This is a genomic window from Chitinophaga sp. (assembly GCF_039596455.1).
Classification (GTDB): Bacteria; Bacteroidota; Bacteroidia; order Chitinophagales; family Chitinophagaceae; genus Chitinophaga.
In genome coordinates, this window is sequence record NZ_JBCNJR010000001.1 from 901,225 (window position 1) to 922,895 (window position 21,671).

General features: G+C 52.7%; 17 protein-coding genes. 10 read left to right on the forward strand and 7 right to left on the reverse strand.

The features are described 5' to 3' along the window. Positions 1–2: 2 nt before the first annotated feature. Entirely contained in the window at positions 3–476 is a 474-nt protein-coding gene (locus ABDW36_RS03700) for an SRPBCC family protein (protein WP_343700527.1), read from the forward strand. Between the two features lie 15 nt (positions 477–491). Continuing rightward, positions 492–1,217 carry a 2-phosphosulfolactate phosphatase gene (locus ABDW36_RS03705; protein WP_343700528.1) on the forward strand — a complete coding sequence of 242 codons (726 nt, stop codon included), beginning with the start codon at positions 492–494 and terminating at the stop codon, positions 1,215–1,217. A 67-nt stretch (positions 1,218–1,284) separates the two neighbouring features. Here the strand turns inward: ABDW36_RS03705 and ABDW36_RS03710 are convergent, their stop codons facing one another. Next, a complete protein-coding gene (locus ABDW36_RS03710) occupies positions 1,285–1,725 on the reverse strand; it encodes a DoxX family protein (RefSeq protein WP_343700529.1) in 441 nt (146 codons plus the stop codon). Between the two features lie 295 nt (positions 1,726–2,020). Between ABDW36_RS03710 and ABDW36_RS03715 the strand changes: the two genes are divergently transcribed. Next, positions 2,021–5,749: an SNF2-related protein gene (locus tag ABDW36_RS03715; RefSeq protein WP_343700530.1), complete on the forward strand. Its 3,729-nt coding sequence runs from the start codon at positions 2,021–2,023 to the stop codon at positions 5,747–5,749. A 4-nt stretch (positions 5,750–5,753) separates the two neighbouring features. Continuing rightward, positions 5,754–7,499, forward strand: a complete 1,746-nt coding sequence (locus tag ABDW36_RS03720; RefSeq protein ID WP_343700531.1) for a S41 family peptidase — start codon at positions 5,754–5,756, stop codon at positions 7,497–7,499. Between the two features lie 160 nt (positions 7,500–7,659). On the opposite strand, the gene ABDW36_RS03725 is transcribed toward ABDW36_RS03720, so the two are convergent. Both ABDW36_RS03725 and ABDW36_RS03730 read right to left on the reverse strand, forming a co-directional pair. After that, positions 7,660–8,343 (reverse strand): response regulator transcription factor, encoded by a 684-nt coding sequence (locus ABDW36_RS03725; protein WP_343700532.1) that lies wholly within the window; start codon positions 8,341–8,343, stop codon positions 7,660–7,662. 1 nt (position 8,344) lies between these two features. Then, on the reverse strand, positions 8,345–9,775 hold the full coding sequence (locus tag ABDW36_RS03730; protein WP_343700533.1) for a HAMP domain-containing sensor histidine kinase: 1,431 nt from the start codon (positions 9,773–9,775) through the stop codon (positions 8,345–8,347). A 128-nt stretch (positions 9,776–9,903) separates the two neighbouring features. Between ABDW36_RS03730 and ABDW36_RS03735 the strand changes: the two genes are divergently transcribed. Beyond that, positions 9,904–10,749, forward strand: a complete 846-nt coding sequence (locus ABDW36_RS03735; RefSeq protein ID WP_343700534.1) for a GLPGLI family protein — start codon at positions 9,904–9,906, stop codon at positions 10,747–10,749. A 49-nt stretch (positions 10,750–10,798) separates the two neighbouring features. After that, positions 10,799–13,552 (forward strand): TonB-dependent receptor, encoded by a 2,754-nt coding sequence (locus tag ABDW36_RS03740; RefSeq protein ID WP_343700535.1) that lies wholly within the window; start codon positions 10,799–10,801, stop codon positions 13,550–13,552. Between the two features lie 8 nt (positions 13,553–13,560). On the opposite strand, the gene ABDW36_RS03745 is transcribed toward ABDW36_RS03740, so the two are convergent. Beyond that, positions 13,561–13,881 (reverse strand): hypothetical protein, encoded by a 321-nt coding sequence (locus tag ABDW36_RS03745; RefSeq protein WP_343700536.1) that lies wholly within the window; start codon positions 13,879–13,881, stop codon positions 13,561–13,563. Positions 13,882–14,145: 264 nt separating this feature from the next. Here ABDW36_RS03745 and ABDW36_RS03750 point away from each other — a divergent pair, with 264 nt between their 5' ends. After that, the gene (locus ABDW36_RS03750) at positions 14,146–15,039 is read left to right on the forward strand and encodes a TIM barrel protein (RefSeq protein WP_343700537.1); all 894 of its coding nucleotides are present in this window, start codon (positions 14,146–14,148) and stop codon (positions 15,037–15,039) included. A 63-nt stretch (positions 15,040–15,102) separates the two neighbouring features. Here ABDW36_RS03750 and ABDW36_RS03755 read toward each other — a convergent pair whose 3' ends face one another. The 3 genes from ABDW36_RS03755 to mqnC all read right to left on the reverse strand — a co-directional run bounded on the left by ABDW36_RS03755 (position 15,103) and on the right by mqnC (position 17,642). Beyond that, positions 15,103–15,645 carry a GNAT family protein gene (locus ABDW36_RS03755; protein ID WP_343700538.1) on the reverse strand — a complete coding sequence of 181 codons (543 nt, stop codon included), beginning with the start codon at positions 15,643–15,645 and terminating at the stop codon, positions 15,103–15,105. A gap of 84 nt (positions 15,646–15,729) precedes the next feature. Beyond that, positions 15,730–16,377 (reverse strand): hypothetical protein, encoded by a 648-nt coding sequence (locus ABDW36_RS03760; RefSeq protein WP_343700539.1) that lies wholly within the window; start codon positions 16,375–16,377, stop codon positions 15,730–15,732. Between the two features lie 176 nt (positions 16,378–16,553). Beyond that, positions 16,554–17,642 (reverse strand): cyclic dehypoxanthinyl futalosine synthase, encoded by a 1,089-nt coding sequence (gene mqnC / locus ABDW36_RS03765; RefSeq protein ID WP_343700540.1) that lies wholly within the window; start codon positions 17,640–17,642, stop codon positions 16,554–16,556. Positions 17,643–17,794: 152 nt separating this feature from the next. On the opposite strand from mqnC, the gene ABDW36_RS03770 reads away from it, so the two are divergent. The 3 genes from ABDW36_RS03770 (at position 17,795) to ABDW36_RS03780 (ending at position 21,623) form a co-directional block, all read left to right on the forward strand. Then, positions 17,795–19,006 carry an aspartyl protease family protein gene (locus tag ABDW36_RS03770; protein WP_343700541.1) on the forward strand — a complete coding sequence of 404 codons (1,212 nt, stop codon included), beginning with the start codon at positions 17,795–17,797 and terminating at the stop codon, positions 19,004–19,006. An 84-nt stretch (positions 19,007–19,090) separates the two neighbouring features. Next, the gene (locus tag ABDW36_RS03775) at positions 19,091–20,335 is read left to right on the forward strand and encodes a pitrilysin family protein (RefSeq protein WP_343700542.1); all 1,245 of its coding nucleotides are present in this window, start codon (positions 19,091–19,093) and stop codon (positions 20,333–20,335) included. Positions 20,336–20,339: 4 nt separating this feature from the next. Next, positions 20,340–21,623 (forward strand): pitrilysin family protein, encoded by a 1,284-nt coding sequence (locus ABDW36_RS03780; RefSeq protein WP_343700543.1) that lies wholly within the window; start codon positions 20,340–20,342, stop codon positions 21,621–21,623. Positions 21,624–21,671 lie beyond the last annotated feature (48 nt).

The following is a 21,671-nucleotide window of genomic DNA, read 5'->3' on the forward strand; positions in this document are numbered from 1 at the left end:
CTATGCCGCTTATTCATCTCACCACGGTTATTCACGCGCCGCTGCCCCGGGTATTTGACCTGAGCCGGAGCATCACGCTGCACAAGCGCAGTATGGAACATCTGCAAGAAGAGGCCATCAGGGGAAGGACCAGCGGGCTGATTGAATTTAACGAAACGGTAACCTGGCGGGCAAAGCACCTGAGCAAGATGCGGGAGCTCACCACACGGATCACGGCCATGCAAAAGCCGCATTACTTTTGTGATGAAATGGAAAAGGGAGATTTCACTTTTATGAAACACGAACACCATTTCAGGGAGATCGAAAACGGTACCATTGTCATAGACATTATGGAGTTTGGCACACCTTACGGCCGTATGGGCCGGTGGTTTGAAAAGCTCTATCTCAGAAGATACATGAAGCGGCTGCTGCAGCTGCGCAACAACATCATCAAGGAGTACGCGGAGAGCGAAAAGTGGCGGGTGATCCTTGACTAAAATAAAGAAGAAAGAATGAGCGAGATCACTAAACCAAGGCTGGAAGTATGTTTATCACCTGCTCTCCTGCACCTGTTCGACGTGAAGAACAGTATTGTGGTAATTATTGACGTACTGAGGGCTACCTCTACCATTTGCACCGCCCTGCACAACGGCGCCGCCAAGGTAATACCCGTGGCCACCGTGGAAGAATGCGTCAGCATTGGCCGCCAGCTCAACGCCATTACGGCCGGGGAGCGGGATGGGAAAATTGCGGACGGACTGCTGCACGGCAACTCCCCCTTTGAATATCCTGAAGAGTTCATTGCCGGCAAAGTGCTGGTACTCACCACCACCAACGGTACCAAGCTGCTGCACATGGCCAAAGACGCCGTGCAGATCATCACCGGCTCCTTCCCCAATATTTCCGCCGTGTGCGAATACCTCATTTCTCAGGGGCAGCCTGTTATACTGGGTTGCGCGGCCTGGAAAGACCGGGTTAATATGGAAGACACGCTTTTTGCAGGCGCAGTGGTTAGCCGCATCAAGGAGCATTTTGACGTGAACTGCGATTCTGCACTGGCTGCGGAAACCCTCTACGAGAGCGCCAAGAGCGATTTGTTCGGGTTCATGAAAAAAGCCTCCCACTACCAGCGCCTGGCCCGCTATGGCCTGGAAGAAGACATCCGCTTCTGCCTTACGCCAGACGGGGCTAATGTGCTGCCCATACTGCGCAACGGGGAGCTGATAAAAGAAAAGTAAGCTCGTAAAAGCATAAAAAAAGGTGTTCCTTGCGTGGAGCACCTTTTTAATTATCCGGTTTTTGACCTTACGCGGCCAGTTGCCTGCGCTGACGGAAATAATTATCAAGTGAGTAAGCCCCGCCGCCATACAGCAGGAAAAAGATATTGACCAGCAGCATGGTAAGGGGGGAAGAATATTCCACCAATCCGCCGCCAAGGCTCACTTTCAGGATCACGGCCACTATCATGGTAATAACCAGCGAGAGCGCCGCAAAGCGGGTGAACAGCCCGAAAACGAGCAGCAGCCCGCCGGCAAATTCCGCAATGGTGGCCAACAGGCCCCAGAAAGTGGGCCATGCGCTGATGCCTATGAACTTCATGGCGCCGCCTACCCCGGTCCAAACGGGCTCGCCGCCGGCAATTTTTATCCAGCCGAAAATAAAGAACAGTACCCCGATGCCCACTCTCAGCACCAAGAGGCCAAGATTCGCATTTTTAGTGTTGTCAATGTTGAGTGTGTTTCCCATAGAAATATTTTATGACAAAATTAGCACTGCACCACCCCCTGCCGCAATGGATATTTTTTTGTTTCAGTTGCACATTTTTCAAATATATCCATCGTCCATCTCTCTTTCCTCCCCGTTTTCTCCCCTTTGCCGCTGGCTGTTTGAATTTTTATGCTTACTTTTGTGGATTGCCTTTTCATGAGCCGCGAAGCAGGAAAAATGAACAAAACAGACCGGGTAAACGGATGACAGCCTTATTAATATTTGTTTTTATAACCCCGGCTCGTACAAAAAAAGGGCAAAAAGCAGGAAAAGCATGTCGCTTCCCCATTTATTAAAATATGTATATAATAACGGCACCGATGAGGTGATCCGCCGCGGCAAACGCATATTTGCCACGGGAGGGGTAGAGTTGCTGGAAGGAGACCCCGTGCTCCGCTCCGCCACTTTCCGCGTAAAGAGCGACACGCATGCCAACTATTACAAGGTTTCCATCAGCAAATACCACGAGCCCTCTACCATGAGCGTTCGCTGCCAATGCCCCTACAACCTCGGAGATATTTGCCGGCACGAAGCGGCCGCCCTCTTCCAGCTGCAGGAAATGCTGGACCGTAACCATTTCGAATCATTTGAAACACAATACGATCAGCAGCATACGCTGATCAAGATGAAGTCTATAGACCTCAAAACCATCAAACTGCTCACCTCCAGCGCCATGATGGCGGATGCAGAACGCATCCTGCGCAAGTCGCAGGCCGTTATCAAATCTGCCAAAGATGAAAAGGTAGAGGCGGAGCTGAAGGTTGACAATAAAAAGTACCCGCTCATTCTACAGTGGAACGAAGAGCGCAATTTTGATACGCATTGCACCTGCGATGAGCATGAGCACCCGCTCTGCGTGCACAAAACGGCCCTCTTCCTCCAGCTCCTCAACGCGCACGGGCCGTTCTATTTCGATACCCTGCGCAACTGGGACAAGGAAAAGAACAAATTGCTTTCCTCCTACGGGTATTCGCTGAGTGACGACCTGGAAGGGAAGTTCACCTTTTCATACCTCAACGGCAAACCGTTTCTCCGGGTGCTGGATCCCTCTATCAAAAAAGTGGAGGCCCCGGCCGCTGCCAAACCGGAACCGGAAGAGGCACAAACTATTACGGCTACACGCCGTCTCGGCGTGGTGCTGAATGCCAACGAAAAACTGTTCCCTTACTTCCAGACAGAGCTGATCAGCGGGGACGCCAATGAGGAGGAATCCGAATTCGTATCCCTCATAAACCGGATAGACCTGGGCAAGTATGTAGACTTTTACCTGTTCCGGGAAAAAGACCGTGACCTCATCACCCCCATCCGCAAGCTGCAGCAGGCAGAAGTGAGCAAGTTCCTCAACAAGAACTCTCCCTTTGCCGGCATCTGGGAAAACATTATGCACGAAAATGAAGACGGCCTGCCCATGGAAACCATGGAGCTGATCGTTGAATACCTGCATCCCAAGCTGGGCAAGCTGTTCCCTATGCTGGCAGATCACCGGCTGGTGTTTTTGCTGCGGGAAGGGCAGCCGTTCAAAACCAAAAACCTGCAGCCGCTGCAGGTAGATGATACCCCGCTGCAACCTTATTTCAAGGCAGACCAGGTAGACGGGCATGTGGAAGTGACCGCCTGGGTAGATATTGACGGGGAACCGGTGAACGTGTCTGAAAACCAGTGGGGCAGCCCCATGCTGTTCCTTCACAAAGGCACCATGTACCAGTTCAGGAACCCGCAAGACAGTATCAACATCATGCGTTACCAGCAGATGAACGCCCTGCGTGTGCCTTCTGCTGAATGGCAGGACTTCCTGAAAGAAGTGATGCTGCCCCTGGGCAAAACTTACCCCGTACAGTTCGACGCTGCCCTGCTGGCAGAAGTAGACGACGTGGTACCGGAAACCAGGGTATATCTCAAAGAGCTGGGTGAAACTTTTGTGATACAACCGGGTTTTGCTTACCATGGCCACGAAGTGGAATGGAACGAAGAAACCCGTATTACCGTACAGGAGGGCAACAAAGTGCTGGTGATACACCGGAACAAGGAAGCTGAGAACGCATTTGTGGCCAAGCTCCGCACCCTGCACACCAACTTTACCAATCTCAACAACTATAATTACTTTTTCCTGCGCTCCAAAGAAGCCCTGAAGAACAACTGGTTCTTCCTCTTTTTTGATGCGCTGAAGGAAATGAACGTACGCATCTTCGGGTTTGAGCAGCTGCGGAATTTCCGCTTCAACCCGCAAAAGCCCGTTACCAACCTGCAGATCAGCTCCGGTATAGACTGGTTTGATGCGCAGGTGGAGGTGTTGTATGGAGACCAGAAAGTAGGCATCCGCGACATCAAGCGCGCGCTGGCCAACAAACAGAATTACGTACAGCTGGCAGACGGTACCCTGGGCCTGCTGCCGGAAGAATGGCTGAAAAAATATTCTCTCCTGTTTAAGATAGGGGAAGAAAAAGATAAAGGCGCCGGCCTCAAACTGAGCAAGTACAACTTTTCAGTGATTGATGAGCTGTATGAATTTATTGACGATGAAGCCATACTGGTGGAGCTTGACGAGAAACGCCGCAAGCTGCTGCAGTTTGACGAGATCAGGAGCGTGGGCCTCCCCGCCAACCTGCAGGCCAACCTGCGCCCCTACCAGGAAAGCGGCTTCCAATGGCTTAATTACCTGGATGAGGTGAAATGGGGCGGTATTCTGGCAGACGATATGGGTCTTGGTAAGACCGTACAGGCCCTTACCTTCATCCAGCACTACAAAAATGCCAATACCAACTGCCTGGTGCTGGTGGTATGTCCTACCACGCTGATCTATAACTGGGAGAACGAGATCAGGAAGTTTACGCCAGATATCCGCTATCACATCCATCACGGGCCCGCCCGCCTGCGTGATTCTGAAGAGCTGCAAAAATTTGATGTGCTCATCACCACCTACGGCACCCTGCGCAGTGATGTGCAGCTGCTGATGAAAATGGAGTTTGACTACGTGATACTGGACGAGTCCCAGGCCATCAAGAACCCGCAATCCAAAGTAACCAAAGCGGCGCAGCTGCTGCATACCCGCAACCGTATTGCGCTCAGCGGTACGCCCATGCAGAACAACACTTTTGACATCTATGCGCAGATGAACTTCCTCAACCCGGGTATGCTGGGTACGGTAGACTTTTTCAGGAACGAATTTGCCACGCCTATAGATAAATTCCAGGACGAAGAGCGGAAAGAACACCTGAAGAAACTGATCTATCCCTTCATTTTGCGCCGTACCAAAGAACAGGTGGCCAAAGACCTGCCGGAGAAGATCGAAACGGTGATATTCTGCGAAATGGATCCCGAACAGCGGCATATTTACGATGCTTACCGCAATACCTACCGTTCCAAAATATTGGGCGTAATAGAAGACCAGGGCATGGAACGCAGCCAGCTGACCATTCTGCAAGGCCTGATGAAGCTGCGGCAGATATGCGACTCTCCCGCTATTCTGAACGAAACGGAAAAATACCCCAACCACTCCGTGAAGCTGCATGAGCTGACACGGGAGATAGCGGAAAACATAGGTCACCACAAAGTGCTGGTGTTCAGCCAGTTCCTGGGTATGCTGGGCCTCATCCGTGACAGGCTGGCCCATATGAAAATACCCTACGAGTATTTTGACGGCAGCACCTCTACAGTAGACCGGGAAAAGGCGATCCAGAACTTCCAGAACAACGATGACTGCAGGGTATTCCTGATTTCCCTGAAAGCGGGCGGTGTGGGCCTCAACCTCACTGCGGCAGACTATGTGTACATTGTTGACCCCTGGTGGAACCCCGCGGTAGAGCAGCAGGCCATTGACCGCACTCACCGTATTGGCCAGACGAAGAATATTTTTGCCTACCGTATGATCTGTAAAGACACGGTGGAAGAGAAAATACTGGAGCTGCAGGAGCGCAAAAAATCGCTGGTGAAGGAAATCATTGCAGATGACAGCGGGTTTATCAAGAAGCTCACGAAGGAAGACGTGCTATACCTTTTCAGTTAACTATATGAAGAAATTGTTGTTCATCCTGTTGCCGGTTTTGCTGGCAACCAGGGCGCAGGCTTTACCCGGCCCTCTCAACGCCCACACAAAGCTGTACCATTACATCAAGGTATGGGGATTTCTCAAGTATTACCATCCGCGCGTAGCCGCAGGCCAGATAGATGCAGACTCCCTGTTCAGAACAAATTTTCCGGCAGTGGAGCAGGCGGCAGATACCGCGGCCCTGAACACCGTACTTGAAAAGATGGTGGAAAGCCTCGGCGTGGTTGACCTCTGTGGCAAATGCAAGCCGCCTGACGGAAAAGAACTGTTCATCCGCAACCTCAGCAACAGCTGGTTAGAGCAGCCCGGCACGCTGAACGGCCGCCTGCAGGAAAAACTCCGCTACATAGAGCAGAACCGCTTCCAGGGCAAGCCGCACCGGTACATGTTCAACGGTTTTGAAGGAAATATTAACGAACCTTCCTATCCCAACATGGTGTTCCCGGACAAAGCGGGGCAATTGATGGCGCTGGCCCGTGTATGGAACATTGTGAACTACATTTTCCCATATAAATACATGGCCACCGAAAACTGGGACAGCGTGTTACAGCGGTTAGTACCGGTTTTCAGCGAAGCGCGGTCAAGAACGGAATATGAAAAAGGCCTCCTTCATCTCATTGCCGCCACAGATGACTCGCACTGCGGCAGCTTTGCCATTCAAAACAAGAGCGCGGTGTACGGCCAGTACGCACCGCCTTTTACTTTCCGCCTGCTGAAAGACACTGCGGTAGTAACAAGCCTGATAGATTCTGCAGTATGTGCAACCGGAGATATACAGGTAAATGACATGATCGTCCAGCTCAATGGCCGGACGCTTACTGAAGCGGCACTGCCTTTTGACAGCCTGATGCCCGCCTCTAACGCGCCCCGGAAGCGCTTGCAGTTGAGCAGCCCCGAACTGGGCGCGCCTTTCAGAAGCAATGATTCCAGCATGCAGCTGGTACTGCTGCGGAACGGCCAACGTCTGGACCGGCGCATTTCCGGGCTGCGCACAGACAGTGTGTTTGCAGCCAGGGTGAAGCCGCACCAGCTCCGCTACGGCAAAGAGGTTCACGGTCTCCGCAGCGATTACGTCTTTAAAAGCCCTCAGCCCAATGTGGGTATGCTGGCAGCGCTTAGCCTCAGTATGCTGTACCGGAAAGATTCTGCCAAAACCGCGGTAGACTCCGTCATGCAACTGGTGCGTCAGCATGCTGCGGGTTTGATAATTGACCTGCGGGAGTATTGCTACCAGCAGGTGATCTATGACAAGTTGTTGCCCGCGCTGGGCTTGAAAAGGAAGCCCTTTGCCGATTATTTCATTCCCAATATCCACTACCCCGGTACGCTCGTCAACACTTATTTCAGCAAACAACGTGGGCCAAACACAAAGACGGGAGCTAATTATCCCGGCAAGCTGGTGGTGCTGGTCAATGAGAACTCCCTGAGCCAGGCGGAATGGGTGACCATGATTTTGCAGGCTACCGGTAAAGTAACCGTTATCGGCTCGCAGACCGCTGGTGCGGATGGAGACATTGTTATGTTCCAGGTGCCGGGTGGATATAGGGGCGTTATTACCGGGCGCCGCGTTTGTTACCCTGATGGTACGGAATCGCAACGGCAGGGGGTGAAAATAGACATCCCCGTTGCGGCCACAGCAGCGGGCATTGCGGCAGGCAGGGATGAGCAACTGGAAAGGGCTTTGCAGTTCATTGAAAACGGGCGGTAGGTAACGGATCGTTGCCGGGGTGCGTCCGGCAGAAATTGGCTGCGTATCAAAAGGCCATTCAGAAAAAACGGCGCTTGCTGGCGGTGGCAGCCACGAACGCCCGCACGCAATGACCCTAGCCGGAATCAACGTGCCAGTACACCGGATACAGGTAGTACCATCACGAAATCAGCTTGTACCCCACTCCCCTGATGTTCACAATTTGTATCCGCGGGTCGTCCCGCAGGTAGCGACGCAGCCGGGTAATAAATACGTCCATGCTGCGGGCGTTGAAAAAATTATCATCTCCCCAGAGGTCCATGAGTATAGACTTGCGTTCCATTACCTGGTTGCGGTGGCGGCACAGGCGCCAAAGCACCTCTGCCTCCCGGTGAGACAGGAACTCTTTATGGTTGTTGCGGGTGAGGGTCTGTTTGGTGTAGTTGAACGCGTACTGGCCAATTATGATCTCATCAGTTTCCGGTTGAGGCGCGGGCTGGAACCGGCCCAGCAGGGATTTAATGCGTACGATCAGCTCGTCCATGCTGAATGGTTTCTTCAGGTAATCGTTCCCGCCCAGTTCAAAGCCCTTCACCACGTCGGCCGTTTGAGATTTGGCGGTGAGAAAAATGATGGGAATTGATTTATCCGTTTTCCTGACTTCGGTAGCCATGGTGAAGCCGTCCATATCTGGCATCATAATGTCCAGCACCAGTATGTCTGGCTTGTGCTGACGGTACAGCCGCAGGCCTTCCTGGCCGTTATGCGCGCAGAACATGCGGAAGCCCCTCATCTCCAGGCTGTCTTTCACGATCTGTGCCAGTTGTGTTTCGTCTTCTACAAGCAGTACGCCGGGGTTCATCATATCAGTTTAAAGGAATTTCAAGGGTGAACTCACTGCCCTTTTCAGGGAAGCTTTTTACACGGATGGAGCCGCCGTGCATTTCGGCTATTTTCTTCACATAGCTTAATCCCAGCCCAAAACCTTTAACATTATGCAGGTTGCCGTTGGGCACGCGGAAAAACTTCTCAAAAATGCTCTCCTGGTAGTTGGACGGAATGCCCATGCCGTTGTCTTTCACCATGATCTTCAGCCGCTCCGCTTCCTTGCCGATCTGTATGTTGATAACGGCCGGATTGCCGGAGTATTTGATGGCATTGTCTACCAGGTTATTGATGGCGTTGGCCAGGTGTGTACGGTCTGCCATAACCAGCGGGTCAGACAGCATGGTATAGCTGAAGTCTACGTTCTTACCGGCTGAAAGCCGGTGGGTGGCTACTATGCTGCTCACCAGGTCGTTAATATTCACAGGTTCATAATTCAGCTCGAAATTTTCTTTCTCTTCTGCGGCAATGTGCAGCACCTTCTCCACCAGATCACTGAGGCGCTGCAGCTCCTGGCGGGAGATGGAGAGGTACGTTTGCGTTTTCTGCGTATCGTTCAGGGCATTGAAGTTCTGCATGGCCTCTACCGCCGCAGATACTGTGGCAATAGGGGTCTTCAGCTCATGTGTCATGTTGTTAATAAAATCGTTCTTTACTTCGGAGAGTTTTTTCTGCTGCAGGATGGTGCGCAGCATGTAGATGAAACACCCTGTGGTAAGCAGCAGCAGCGCCGCGGAGCCCAGCAGGGAACCCAGCATCTGTTGCAGGATGTGGCGCAGGGGGCTGCTGAAGCTGGCCCTCACGGCCATATCGCTGAAGGGGTTGAAAGGCATCACGTGAGACCGCAGGGGATCTGCTTTGGCCCGGTTAATGATCTTGAGGGCGGGAATGTCCAGCTGAATGGAATCAAGCGTGTAGGGCGTGCTGATACCCCGTGCCGCCAGCTCCACGGCGTAGGCGGAATCAAGGCTTTTGATGGAGAAGCGGTTGTCATAGTACTTGTTCACCATCAGTATGTTCGAAATGTTTTTGGAGAGCGAGTCCGCAAACCGCCTTTTTACGGAATCTCCGGCCATCATCCTGAGGTGTATCTTCCCGTCTACAGACTCTATTACCCTGGTAACAGACACTTCGCCGGAATCTGTCCAGTTAGTGGTAGCATGGAAGTTAAAAATGCGTGGTTTGGCGCCGGGCAGGGGAGCCCTTTCCGCCGGTACGGCACGGCCCACGATGCGGCCCATTTCCGCTACCTGTTTGTTTTGCAGGGCGGTACGCAGCGCATCGTTAATATCCCGGTTAAAATCCTGCAGCCTTACCTGGTAAGCATTGTAAATCCAGTAACCCTGGAAAACAAACACCCCCAGAATACAGGCGCTCATCAGCACCAATATGTTCCTGATCCTGTTCCGCATGGTTGTAAAACTATCCAATCCGCGGCAACTGGCGGCAGGGCTTAACATTAATTAACACTAAATAATACTGGTTAACCATTGCCCTGCCGCAGAAGCGGCAATTTTATGCCGTAAAAAAACAATGTTCCATGAAAATACTGCTTTATGCGCTGCTGGGCGCGGCTTTGCCCGCCACCGCGCAGCAAACGTCAGGGGTAATTGAGTATGAAATGACGGCCCGCGTGGAGCCCGGCCAGATGAAGATAGTACGCTTTGGCCCCGGCGGGGCGCCCCTGCCGGCAGATGCACCTATGCCGGAGCTGCCAGATATCATTACCACCAAACAGACCCTGTTTTTCTCCGGTAGCAAGGCAAAGATCGAGACGGAGGGCATGACCACGAATTTTATGGTCACCAGTCCTGGCGGAGCGCAGGGACAAACTGTATCTGCTGGCGGCGGCACGCCTTCTGTAGCCGTTGGAGCGCCCGGCGTCATGAAAAGACCGGCACTGCGGCCCCCTGTCAGCAACACCATGTATATTGATCTTGCAGAAAAGAAGTATCTGACTGTTACTGAAGAGAAGAAAGACAGCGCCGTAGTGGGCGTTTGGTATACGGAAGAGCCGTATAAACAGCCCGGCGAGTTCAAGACCTCTGGCAAAACCAAAACCATTGCCGGTTACAAATGCCGCCGTGCCACTGTAAAGGTTGGGGATGAAAGTTTTGTGGTATGGTATACGGAGGAGATACCGGTGCTGTTTTCTCCCGTAAACGGTGTTTTGCCGGATAAAGGCGTGGTGCTCTCCATAGAAAGCAGCAAACGCTCCTATGTGGCCAAAAAAGTAACGCTGCAACCCGTGGCAGACACCAGCGTAAGCCTGCCAGCCAACGCGCAGAAGGTAACGCCTGCGGAGCTGAAAGAAAAACGGCGCCAGATCATTGAAAAGTTCCACAACGAACAGCTGAAGCGGCTCCAGGAGGCTGAGGCGCCCTGATGTAAGGCACATAAAGCTTTTGGAGACATTAATGCAAGAAACACCCTGTATGAAGCAACTATTCCTTCCCATACTAACGGCGCTGCTGGCCCTGGTTACCACCGCTTCCGCGCAGCAGGAAGCCGTGCGCATCACCGGTTCACTCACAGACCGGGTGAACAGGGAGCCGCTGCCCAACGCCGCCGTGGCCCTGCTGGCGTCCAAAGATTCCGCGGTGCTCTTCACTACCGTGGCAGACGGCAAAGGCGCGTTTACCTTCAAAGGCACGCCGCCGGGCCGGTATGTGCTTTCGGTAACCTACCTGGGCTATACCCCGCTCACCCGCAACCTTCATGTAACGGATACCACGCGCCTGCTGGCGCTGGGTACGCTGGCGCTGCTGCGGAAAGGGGTAAACCTGCAGGAGGTGGAGATAGTGGAAGCCAAACCGCCTATTACTATCAAGGAAGATACCATTGAGTTCAACGCCGGGTCTTTTAAGGTGCGGGAAAACGCGCTGGTGGAAGATCTGCTTAAAAAGCTGCCAGGCATACAGGTAGAAAAGGACGGCACCATCAAGGCCAACGGCGAAACGGTGAAGCGGGTGCTGGTAGATGGCAAGCCCTTTTTCGGGGATGATCCTAAAATGTCTACCCGCAACCTGCCGGCAGACGTGATAGACAAAATACAGCTGATAGACCGCAAAAGCGACCAGGCGCAATTTACCGGTATTCCTGACGGGGAAACGGAAAAGGCGCTGAACCTCACCATCAAGCCAGACCGGAAGAAGGGCATGTTTGGCCGCGCTTCGGCGGGCTATGGCAGTGACAGTCGCTTTTCCGTAAGCGGCAACGCCAACCGTTTCCGGAATACGCAGCAACTGGCCGTGGTAGCCAGCGGCAACAACGTGAACAACACCGGCTTCGGCGGTTCCGGCGGACGGGGCATGATGATGAACAATGCCAACTCTGAAGGCCTGATGCGCAACTGGATAGGCGGCATCAACTACAGTGATAACCTGGCTAAGGGCTTGCGCCTGAGCAGCAGTTATTTCCTGAATGACCTGCAACGCGAAAACGAAAAGCGGGTGGAGGGCGAAACCCGTCTTTCGGCAGATTCTTCCCGTTTCACCAACAACATCAACGGCTCGCTGAACGGCACCACCAACCACCGCCTCAACGCACGCATGGAATATGACATAGATTCTTTCCATTCCCTGATTGTGACCCCCAATGTTAGCTGGAACACGGGCAACACCTATTCCGAGAACCAGAACACCACGCTCATGAATAAAGACACGCTCAACACGGGCCGCAGCCTCACCCGTTCTTCCAACAGTACGCCCAACCTGAGCGGCTCCGCCCTGTTCCGCAAAAAATTCGATAAAAAAGGCCGCACTTTCAGCACCAACCTGACCTTTGGCGCCGGCGGTTCCGACGTGGAATCCGTCAACCAGTCGCGCACGGCGTATTACAAGCAAAACGCCGTGTCTGAAGTGGATTCCATAGACCAGAAGGTAACGCAGCGCAACCGCTCCAATAACCTGGGCGTGCGTATGAGCTATACGGAACCCCTGTTAAACGACCGTTACCTGGAGCTGAATTACGGGTACAACTACAATTTCAGCTCCTCAGACCGCCGCACCTTCAACCGCAGCAAACCCGGCGAAGGGTATGACGAGCTGGATGACAGCCTGACCAATTCCTTCAGCAACGTGTACAGCAACCACCAGGCCGGCCTCAGCCTTATGACGCAGCGGCTGCGGTATCATTACACGCTGGGCATGAATGTGCAGTTCAACAGCCTCAACAGCGAGAACCTCACCAAAGGCAGCGAAATACGGCAGAGCACCGTCAACGTCTCGCCACTGGCCCATTTCAACTACAATTTTTCCGCGAAAAAAAGACTGCGGGCCTCTTACCGCGGTCAAACCAAACAGCCTACGCTGGAGCAACTGCAGCCGGTGCCAGACAATTCCAACCCGCTTTTTATCAAGGAAGGCAACCCGGACCTGCGCCCTTCTTTCAGCAATAACGTGAACATCAGCTACAATGCTTACAACCAGGAAAGCATGCGCAGCTTTTTTGCGGCCATGAACGGGAGCTTTGTGCTGAACCAGATCGTGAACGCCACTTCGCTCACAGACGATGGCCGGCAGGTAACACGCCCTGTTAACGTAAACGGCAATTATAACTTCAGCGCCTTTGTAGTGAACGGGTTTTCCATGAACCAGCGGCAAGACCGGCGTACGGCCATCAACACAAACACCAATCTTACCTACAGCCGGGAAATAAGTTTCCTGAACGGGCAACAGAACTTCACCAACAACTTCAACATTACGCAGGGCGCCAACTTCAATTACAGCCACGGAGAATTGTTTGATATCTCTGCCGGGGGCAGCGTGAATTACAACCGAGCCCGTTTCAGTGTAGACAAGCGGAATAATACGGACTATTTTAATTTCGGCCTCAGCCTTGATTTCAATGTTAACCTGCCGCTGGGATTCATTATTGGGGCAGATGTGGATTATACAGCCAATACCGGCCGTAGCGAAGGTTACAACCTGCAATACACGCTGATGAACGGGTTTGTGTCCAAATCCCTGTTCTCAAAAAAGCAGGGCCTGCTCCGTTTCCAGGTATATGACCTGCTGAACCAGAACGTAAGCGTAAACCGTACTGTAAGCGGCAATTATATAGAGGATGTGGAGAGCAAGGTGCTGCGGCAATATTTCATGCTGAGCTTTTCTTATTTCCTCAACAGTTTCGGGGGCAAAGCCACCCGCGTGGTGGGCGGCATGCCGCCACCGCCGCCGGCCATGTAGGCCGGTGGTTATGCCCGTTTACCGGCCTGGAAGTCGTTGAGCGCCCGCTTTTTGGGGTTAGCCTGCCACTGCTGGTTGAGATATACTACCAGGCGGGCAATGGTAAAAGTGGGAATAAAATCAAGACCGGGAAACAGTTCCTCAATGAAATTGAATACGCTGCCGAATGCGCCTACGGGCCCGCCGAACATCCTGTAGAAGATGAGGGCAGACAGCGGCGCCCAGATCACGTCACTCACTTCCCCCAGCAACGGCACTGCATAGCTGGCGCAACCTATGAGGTCCATCAGCACGCAAACCAGTAAGCTGGGTGTAGTTCTTCTTTCCATACACACTCGTTTTCTATATATAATCAAATAACCTACCAAAATGTTACAGGCTGCGGGGATGGCCATTGCCGGTATTACTCCTGGAGAACGGAAACCCGCTGCCATACCGGGTTTGTATACGAATGCAGTTCATCACCTGGTTGTACGGAAAATAAAAAAAAGTATTTCTACGCAGGCCGGGGCGGCTTTCTGCCGGGCTGGCGGCGGGAGCCCCTTGCATATGGGCAATAATTCCATTAAATTCATGCCGCAAACCGTCACGTTATGACACATTCTTCCTCCCGCAGAGATGCGATCAAAAAAGTAGCAACTATGGCACTGGCAGGCTCCGCCCTTACATCCTTAACATCCCGTGTGGCAGCCCACGAAGGGGCAGTAGACGAAAAACTGAAGGGAAAGATCAACCACTCCGTGTGCGCATGGTGCTACAACGGCATTCCGCTGGAGGAACTTTGCCGGGCGGCCAAAAGCATGGGCATGGGCTCTATAGACTTGCTCGGCCCCAAAGACTTCGCAACTGCCAAAAAGTATGACCTTACCTGTGCCATGGTGGCACTCAACCATAAAGATTGGGGCATTACCCGCGGATGGAACCGCACGGCCCACCATGAGCCGCTGGTCAAGGTATATGAGCATCTCATAGACGAAACCGCCAAAGCGGGCTTCACCAACCTCATCTGCTTCTCCGGTAACCGGGAAGGCCTGGATGACCAGCAGGGCATTGAAAATTGCGCCGCCGGCCTCAAAAAGCTGATGAGCTACGCGGAAAAAAAGAAAGTGACGCTGGTAATGGAACTGCTGAACAGCAAGGTAGACCATCACGACTACCAGTGCGACCATACCGCCTGGGGCGTTGAGCTTTGCAAAGCCATTGGCTCCGAGCGCTTCAAGCTGTTATACGATATTTACCATATGCAGATCATGGAGGGAGACGTGATCCGCACCATCAGGGAAAACCAGCAGTACATTGCCCACTATCATACCGGCGGCGTGCCCGGCCGCAATGAAATAGACGAAACCCAGGAGCTGTATTACCCGGCCATTATGCAGGCCGTGGCGGATACCGGTTTTAAAGGTTTTGTGGCACAGGAGTTTATTCCGAAACGGCAGGACAAGCTGGCATCCCTGAAGCAGGGCGTGATGATCTGTGATGTTTGAGGTGGGCGGCCTTTGTGAGATTTCCCGCGGCAGGGCATCCCTGTAAGCGGTGAACGCATTCACTCAGTACTTCCAGTCTTTCCGCAACATACCCATTACCACCGTATCCACATATTGCCCGTGCAGCTTGGCGCTCTGGCGCAGCACCCCTTCTTTGGAAAAACCCAGCTTGATGGGTATTTGCGCACTTTTCTCGTTCTGGAGCGCAAAGCGTACTTCCACCTTGTTGAGCCGCATGGCGCTGAAAGCATACCCTACCAGCGCCTTGCAGGAGTCTGTTACCAGGCCTTTGCCCTGGTGTGTTTCCACTATCCAGTAGCCAATTTCCGCCTTTTGCAGGGCATGGTCCCAGCCATGAAGGTCTATTACCCCGCACAGCTCGTCTTTATGCCAGATGCCGAAGGCTACGGCTTCCTGCTCATCTGCCTTGCGCAGCATCAGTTCTATAAAACGGAGGGAATGCTCTTCCGTGGTATTGTAATCTACCCAGGGCAAAAAACGGCGCAGGGATTTACGGGAAGAATTGATCAGCAGGAACAGGGTGGGCGCGTGCTCCGCCTGCAATTGCCGCAAGCTGGTGGTATTGTTGACGGTGAGTTCGAGCATAATAGGCAGGGTAAACTTACAAAAAAACAGGCAACCCGCCTTTGGGCAGGTTACCTGTGGATTGATTATGACGGTACTGTACTACTAGCGTTTTGAAATAAGTTGTTGCTTCGTCATGTCTTTTACCACCTGCTGGCTGTATACCACGGCCATTCTTGCGGCGGAAGACGGGTCAAAGGTTTCCGTTTGCACAGAATAGAGCAGCTGTTTATCCCGCAGGTTGTACAGGTTGCTCTCCAGGAAGTATTTGGTATTGGTAGTATAATACCCCGGCTCGTACACCCTGTCATACATGCTGTTGTAGTACCACCAGAACCTGCCGTAGAACGGCGGGAAGGGGCGGTAAAGCCTGTTGTTGGGCACGTAGTTCTTCTCCTTGCTCTTGTCAAGCATCACAATAGTCATCACCTGGTCAATATCTTTCTGGCGTATTTTGGCGAGCGCCTTTTGTTCGTTCAGGCCTTTAAATGCACCCGGGCCATATTCCTGGAACGCAGACACCGCCTGGTAACCTTTCTGTTTCAGCGCTGCCACCATTTCTTTCTCCATGTTGGCCTTCAACGCACCTTCCTTATCTGTGACCAGCGCCATCACCATAATTTTCTGGCTGGGGTGCAGGGAAATTTCCGGTTCCTTCCATGACGATGTTACCTTGGTGCCGGAGCAGGCTGCCAGGAATAACATAAGCCCTGACAGCACGCCTACAGTTAGAAATCTCATCTTGTTCTTCATAGTGCTGTGTTTTTGTACAGGTATGACGGCAAATGAAGGACAAAAGATACATGGGGTATGGAGGTTTAACATATTTTTCGGGGAACTGTTAAAGAAATGAAAAAGTTGACAGTGATGCACAATAAAAAGACCGCTGCAGATTACGCAGCGGTCTTTTTATATTCTGAAAATATATTTTAGTAGTTGATCACCTGCTCCTCAATAGCCTGTGGTATTTCCCTGAACTCGTACAGCTGCGTGCGCAGTTGCGGTTCAAAGCCCGCTTCGCGGATGGCTTCCTGGATGCTTTTATAGGTGAAGCGGTGAGGGGCGCCGGCGGCGCTTACCACGTTCTCTTCTATCATGATGGAGCCAAAATCGTTGGCGCCGGCGTGCAGGCAGAGCTGAGCCACGGCTTTGCCCACGGTAAGCCAGGAGGCTTGTATGTTTTTGATATTGGGGAGCATGATGCGGCTCAGCGCTATCATGCGGATGTACTCTTCGGAGGTGGTCATGTTGTGCACACCGCGGATACGGGCCAGCAGGGTGTCTACATCCTGGAACGTCCAGGGAATGAAGGCGGTGAAGCCGTAGTGGCCCTCAGGTTTTTCGCTTTGTACCTGCCGGATGGCCGCCAGGTGCTCAAAACGTTCCAGCACGGTTTCCACGTGGCCGAACATCATGGTGCCGGAGGTGGCAATGTTCAGCTTGTGGGCCGCGCGCATCACGTCAAGCCACTCCTGGGCGCCGCACTTGCCTTTGGAAATGAGGCGGCGCACCCTGTCGTTCAGAATTTCCGCTCCGGCGCCGGGCAGGCTGTCCATGCCCGCTTCTTTCAGCGCTTTCAGCACCTCTATGTGCGTGCTTTTTTCCAGCTTGGTGATATGCGCCACTTCCGGGGGGCCCAGTGTATGGAGCCGCAGGGTAGGGTACAGCTGTTTCAACTGCCGGAAAAGCGTAGTGTAGAAGCTGAGGCCCAGTTCGGGGTGGTGACCGCCCTGCAGCAGCAGCTGGTCTCCCCCGTATTTCAGGGTTTCATCTATTTTGCGCTTGTACTCCTCAATATCTGTGATATAGGCCTCCTTATGGCCGGGGATGCGGTAAAAATTGCAGAATTTACAGTTGGCCGTGCACACATTGGTGGTGTTTACGTTACGGTCAATCTGCCAGGTCACTTTGCCGTGCGGCACCTGTTGCTTCCTCAGTTCGTTGGCTATCTGCATCAATTCCGTCAAAGGGGCATGCTCAAACAGGTATACACCCTCTTCTGCCGTCAGGAATTCCAAATGCTGGGCCTTTTTGTATAAATCCTCTAATTGCATCTTGGCAACAAAGTTAGGGCTTCCGGACAACTATTTTGCCACTTGTAACAATTAGATGGGCGGCGAAAGCCCAGAAATGTTAAATTTATAGAACCGCCGTGCGTCACACCAAACTTATGCACATCAAGATATTTCACGTTTTGATCCTTTGCCTGCTGATTTTCAAGGTGGATGTGAGGGCCCAGGAGCAGGAGAGCACAACAGACGAGCCTGAGGCCCGGCTCATTACCCGCTTCCCCTTCAAACAATACTACGGAGGCGTGGTGGTGATCTCTGCCAGGCTCAGCAACTATCCCGATACCCTGCAGTTCCTCCTGGATACGGGCAGCGCCGGCATTTCGCTGGATACGGGCACCTGTCTCAGCCTTGGCATCAAGCTCACCCCGTCAGACAAAATTGTGAGAGGCCTCGGCGCTAGTAAAAACATCTCCTTTGCCACAGATCATACCCTGCACCTGCCGGGGCTGTCCGTAGACAGTCTTGACTTTCACGTGAACAACTACGAGCTGATCAGCCAGGTATACGGCATCCAGATAGACGGCATTGTTGGCTACAGCTTCCTGAGCCGCTATATTGTGCAGGTAGATTATGACAAAGAGGAAATAGTGGTCTACACCCATGGCCGCTTCCGTTACCCGCGCGGCGGGTACATGATGAAGCCCAACCTCACCTTCATACCCGTGGTACCGGCGCCCCTGCGCAGTGGCAAAAGGAATGTGAACCACCGCTACTACTTTGATACCGGCGCCGGCATGTGCCTGCTGCTCAGCACGCAGTTTGTGAAAGACAGCTCGCTGCTGGTAAAGCGCAAGGCCAAGGTAATACCCACGGAGGCACAGGGCCTTGGCGGCAAGATGCAGATGTTCATCACCACCATGAACGAGTTCAGGATAGGCAACTACACCTTCCGCAACGTGCCCACCTACCTGTTTGACGATGTGACCAACATTACCTCCTATCCTTCCCTGGGCGGTATGATCGGGAACGACCTGCTGCGCCGCTTCAACCTCACCCTCAACTATGCCCGCAAGGAAATTCACTTGCTGCCCAATACCCACTTTCGTGACCAGTTCGACTATTCCTACACCGGCCTCATTATTTACCTGATAGACAACCGCATTGAGGTAACAGACGTGATCCGCAACTCCCCCGCGGAAAAGGCCGGCTTCAAGCCCGGAGACCTCATACTGGCCGTCAACAACAACTTCACCAGCAACCTGCAGGTATACCGGGACATTCTGAAGAACATCGGCACCCGCCCCACCCTGCTGCTGATGCGCAACGGGGAGCTGATGCTCAAAAAGCTGCCCATCCGGAGCATATTGTAGCGAATACTGGCATTTGTCGTAAATTTGTATGTTTGGGCTGGCCCGCTCCCCCGCGGAACGGCTTTATTTTTATCAAAATCAATTATGATCCATTTTAACAGGTTTACTTTAGATAACGGGTTAAGGGTAATTGTTCATGAAGACGCCACTACTCCTATGGCAGTGGTGAACGTGCTGTACGACGTAGGCTCCCGTGACGAAAACCCTGACCAGACCGGCTTTGCGCATTTGTTTGAGCACCTTATGTTTGGCGGCTCCATCAATATACCCGAATATGACGAGCCGCTGCAGATGGCCGGCGGGGAAAACAACGCCTATACCACCAGCGACCTTACCAACTACTACATAGAGTTGCCTGCGGAAAACATTGAGACGGCCTTCTGGCTGGAAAGCGACCGCATGCTGTCTCTCGCGTTCTCCGAAAAAAGCCTTGACGTGCAGCGCAAGGTGGTGTGTGAAGAATTTAAAGAACATTACATCAACAAACCCTATGGAGACGTATGGCATAAAATGCGGGAGCTGGCCTACAGCAGCCATCCCTACCGCTGGATGACCATCGGCAAGGAGCTGTCTCACATCGAGAACGCCCGTCTGGACGATGTGAAGTCTTTTTTCTTCCGTCATTACCGCCCCGTAAACGCAATACTGGTGGTGGCTGGCAAGGTAACCACCGCACAGATGAAAGCCCTGGCGGAAAAATGGTTCGGAGACATTCCTTCCGGAGAAAAGTACCTGCGCAAGCTGCCGGAAGAGCCTTTGCAGACCGCGCCCCACCTGCTGGAAGTAACCGGCAAGGTACCGTTAGACGCGCTGTACAAAACCTATCACATATACCCGCGTAAAGACCAGCGGTATTATACGGCAGACCTGGTATCTGACATTCTTGGCGGCGGCGGCTCTTCCCGCCTGCACCAGGCGCTGGTAAAAGAAAAGAAGCTGTTCAGCAATATTGACTGTTACCATTTTGGTACGGTAGATGCAGGGTTGCTTACCATTGAAGGCAAGCTGGTGAAAGGTGTGAAGATGAAAGATGCGGAGAAAGGGATCCAGGAGGAGCTGAACAGGCTGCAGCAAAACGTTACGCCGGAGCGCGAACTGCAGAAGGTAAAGAACCGCGTGGAGAGCATGCTGGCCTTTGAAGACATGAGCCTGTTGAACCGGGCCAACAACCTGGCATTTTATGAGCTGCTGGGCGACGCAGCGCTTATGAACGAAGAATTTGACCGCTACGAGCGGGTAACCACGGCAGACGTGCACCGTGAGGCGCAGATCATCTTCTCCGAAAAGAACTCCAACACCATTCACTATTACGCAGGCAACCAGGCATAAAATTATGATCAACAGAAAACAGGCACCCCCTATAAAAGACGCAGTGGAATTTGACGTGCTGCTGAAACCGTATGAGCTGTTCAGGCTAGACAACGGTATTCCCGTTTACGTGATCCGCTCTGAAGAACAGGAAACGCTGCAGCTGGAACTGGTGTTCCCTGCCGGTACCTGGTACGAGTCAGAGAACATGGTGGCCGCCGCTACCAACTTCCTTATGAAGAACGGCACCAGCAAGCATTCCGCGCTTGAGATCAACGAAATGACGGAGTACTATGGCGCCTACCTCAACCGCAACTGCTTTCATGAAAACGCCACCTATACACTTCACTGCCTGTCCAAACACACGGCGGAACTGCTGCCCGTGCTGCAGGAGGTGATACAGGACCCCGTGTTCCCGGAAGAAGAGCTGGCTATCTATGTGCAGAACATGAAACAGAAACTGGCCGTGAACTTGCAGAAGTGCGAGTTTGTAGCCAACCGGCATATAGACAAGTACCTCTTCGGGGAGTTTCACCCCTACGGCCGCGTGAGCAGCATGATGGCGTACGATGCGCTGCAGACCGAATCTCTGAAGGCGTTCTATAAGAAGCAGTATACTTACAACAACTGCAAAATATTTTTGGCCGGTAATCTGCCGGCGGATGTGATCCCCATGCTGAACCGCTATTTCGGTAGCAGCGAATGGAACGGGCAAAGCCATGTGCTGCGGCCAGACCTGCCTATACTGCCCGCCGAAGAAAAGAAGTACCGCATTTTTAATGATGAGAATGGCGTACAGGGAGCAGTGCGTGTTGCCCGGCCCTTCCCCAACCGCTACCACCCAGATTTTCCGAAGATGCTGGTGCTGAACACCATTTTTGGCGGCTACTTTGGCAGCCGCCTGATGAGCAACATCAGGGAAGAGAAAGGATATACCTACGGCATCAGCTCGCAGATATACAATTTCAGGCAGGCAGGGGGCATTAACATTCATACCGAAGCAGGCCGTGATGTGTGTGAGGCTACGCTTGCAGAGATCTATAAGGAAATGGAACGCCTGCAAACCGAACCGGTGCCTGAAGAAGAACTGGGCCTGGTACGGAATTACATGATTGGCTCCATTCTCGGTGACCTGGACGGCGCCTTCCAGGTGATACAACGCTGGAAGAATCTTATCCTGAATGATCTTGACGAGCATTACTTCTACAACAACGTACGCACCATCAAAACCATTACGGCCGCGGAATTGCAGCAACTGGCCCAGCAGTATTACAACCGGGAAGATTTTTACGAGCTGATAGTGATCTGACAGTGAACATTCTGCACACTTTTTGTGTAATGTATGTAATCTGTACGA